At 38.3% G+C, this 2,760-nt stretch carries 2 protein-coding genes; one reads left to right on the top strand and one right to left on the bottom strand.

Annotated elements, in window-relative coordinates:
• Positions 1 to 303 precede the first annotated feature (303 nt).
• Positions 304 to 2,025, top strand: a complete 1,722-nt coding sequence (locus ABIQ28_RS01595) for an APC family permease (RefSeq protein WP_348035000.1) — start codon at positions 304 to 306, stop codon at positions 2,023 to 2,025.
• Positions 2,026 to 2,089: 64 nt separating this feature from the next.
• On the opposite strand, the gene ABIQ28_RS01590 is transcribed toward ABIQ28_RS01595, so the two are convergent.
• Positions 2,090 to 2,760, bottom strand: a 671-nt coding sequence (locus ABIQ28_RS01590; RefSeq protein WP_348034999.1) for a DUF1003 domain-containing protein, incomplete at its 5' end; no start/stop codon positions are given.

The raw sequence follows: 2,760 nt of genomic DNA, 5'->3' as shown, positions 1-2,760 counted from the left end.
ATCGGGATCACGGATTTCCACAAATTCACGCATTCATTTAAAAATACGATTAGAAATTATAAATTTCACAAATACGACAGAATTTCCATCTGTTATTAAGACAGGTCAGAAACGATGATCTGACTAGCGCATCTCGAAGGGTTTTGGTTCAGGTCTTAATACTTAATTCTCAAAGCACCGAAGTCTTAATTCCATTCTAATCAAAACTATCGCTTTCCTTCAATTTTAAGTGCTACCTAAGTAGCAGTCTTGGCGATAATCCGGAATTATATTTGAATATAAATGTTTTGCTCCATGCCAAAAATGCTCAATCAACTTGAAGCTACTGCCATTTGTGGCAATGACATCAGCTCCTCATGTTTATATGTATCAGCTTTGGCTATTGTTTATGCGGGTCAATATGCTTGGATCTCGCTATTAATGGTTGCCGCCGTTCTGTTTTTTTATCGGAAAATCTACGGCGAAGTTGTTGGAGCGTTACCTCTTAATGGTGGCGCCTATAATGCTTTACTGAATACCACCAAAAAATCGACGGCTTCACTGGCTGCTTCCTTGACGGTGCTGTCGTACATGGCAACTGCTGTAATTTCGGGAAGTGAGGCTGTAAAGTATGCGCATAGCATTTGGGAAGTTATTCCTGTGCTTCCCGTGACCATTGGTTTGCTTTTGATATTTATGATATTGGTAATAATCGGTATTGGCGAATCGTCAAAAGTTGCGATGGCCATTTTTATTTTCCACTTGGTTTCTTTGATGATTCTCTGCGGATTTTGCATCTTCTATTTTGTTGAAAATGGGACAGCTACATTGCGTTCTAATTTTACTGCACCGGTTGAAGGAGGAATTGCGACGGCGTTATTTTTGGGTTTTTCGGCGGCAATGCTCGGGATTAGTGGTTTTGAAAGTTCTGCCAATTATGTGGAAGAACAGCAAAAAGGCATCTTCCCGAAAACCTTGCGGAATATGTGGATCGTGGTCACGGTTTTCAATCCGATGATTGCCTTTCTGGCTCTCGCTATTATTCCGATACACACCGTTGTTGAACAACCGGACGCTTTGCTTTCTGTTATGGGGCAAACAGCTCGTGGTAATTGGCTTTCCACGTGGATAGGTATTGATGCTTCACTCGTTTTAAGCGGTGCTGTTTTGACGTCGTTTGTTGGCGTAGGTGGATTAATGAGACGTATGGCTTTAGATCGCATCTTGCCAGAAATACTTTTAAAAACGAGTAGAAAAGGAAGTAATTATGTGATTTTCATGTTGTTTTTTGCCTTGTGTGTGTCCATTTTGTTAGTGACCAAAGCAAATTTGGCAAAATTAGCAGGAGTCTATACGATTGCATTTCTGTCAGTCATGATTTTATTCGGGATTGGAAATCTACTATTGAAAGTTAACCGGGCAAGTTTACCGCGACCTGAAAAGTCAAGTTGGTTCGGTCTATTTATTGGAATTTTTGCGGTGGCTGCGGCAATTTTGGGCAATGTTATTTTAAATCCGAGCTATCTCGGTATTTTTATGGAGTATCTTATTCCGACGCTGGCTGTCGTATTTTTTATGTTTTATCGCACGCGCATCTATACTATTTTTTTAAAGGTTCTAAATTATGTATTTCCAGAGAAAGGCGCGCTATTCTTGAAACTTCATAAGGAAACACGAAAATTGCTCCAAGAAGTAAATCTTCAACAATTTGTGTTTTTTACTAAAAATGATGACGTTGAAACCTTAAACAAAGTCATTTTGTATATTATAAAAAATGAATCGGCAAGACGACTCAAAATCGTGTCAATTCTTGATGAAGGCGAAAGCTTAAACAGTGATTTAAAAAAGGATATTGATACCTTGAATAGAGCGTATCCTTCTATAAATGTCGAATTTATTGGGGAGGTTGGTGTTTTTGGACCAGAAAAAATAAAGCAATTGTCTAAACGTTGGCATATTCCAACAAACTTTATGTTTATGGGGTCGCCGGGAGATGGTTTTCCCTATAAAATTCAGGAGTTGGGTGAGGTTCGCTTGGTTATTTGATTGAGGATTTTACAAACGATAGTTTGCAGCGTAAATAAGTGAAACATTGATTAGAATTTATAGTTTACGAAGTCTTGTTGGCCTTAATTTGTTTCATGATATCTTCCATCATTTCCACCTGTAATTCTTGAATGTTTAGTAATTCCTGTTGTTGATGAATGATCAAATGGTCCAGCTTTTCGTGAAAGGTCCGTATTTCGAGTTCAGCTTTCAAATTGATCATATAATCCTGTTTTGCACGTTCACGATCTTTGTCTTCCTGACGGTTTTGGCTCATCATAATAACTGGGGCTTGTAAAGCGGCCAAACACGATAGGATAAGATTGAGTAAAATGAAGGGGTAGGGGTCAAATCCTTTATCGGCTAGAAATACGATGTTTCCAGTAATCCAAATGGCAATCAACACTGAAAAAAGAATGATAAATCTCCAGCTGCCACCAAACGATGCGACTTTGTCAGCCAATTGTTGCCCAAAAGAATTGGTGGATTCTTCGGGTTCTGTAAGTGAGCCTGCCGTAATCAGTTCTTGTTTTTCAATACTGGATAAGACCTCTTTTTCCAACTGCGAAAGTTCGCCAGCTTCACTAATAAGATAGGTTTCTAAATACTTTTGACGGTAATGGTTTAATTCAGAAATTGATATCGCACTATTTTTACTAAATTTTGGATATTCACTTTTGATAAGTTTAAATATCGATTCCCTAATCTGCTTTGCAGGAATCATTTCAGATTTTG

Source organism: Gelidibacter sp., assembly GCF_039916245.1.
Taxonomy (GTDB): Bacteria; Bacteroidota; Bacteroidia; order Flavobacteriales; family Flavobacteriaceae; genus Gelidibacter.
The sequence above is the reverse complement of the archived record's forward strand: the minus strand, read 5'-3'. Positions and strand labels throughout refer to the sequence as shown.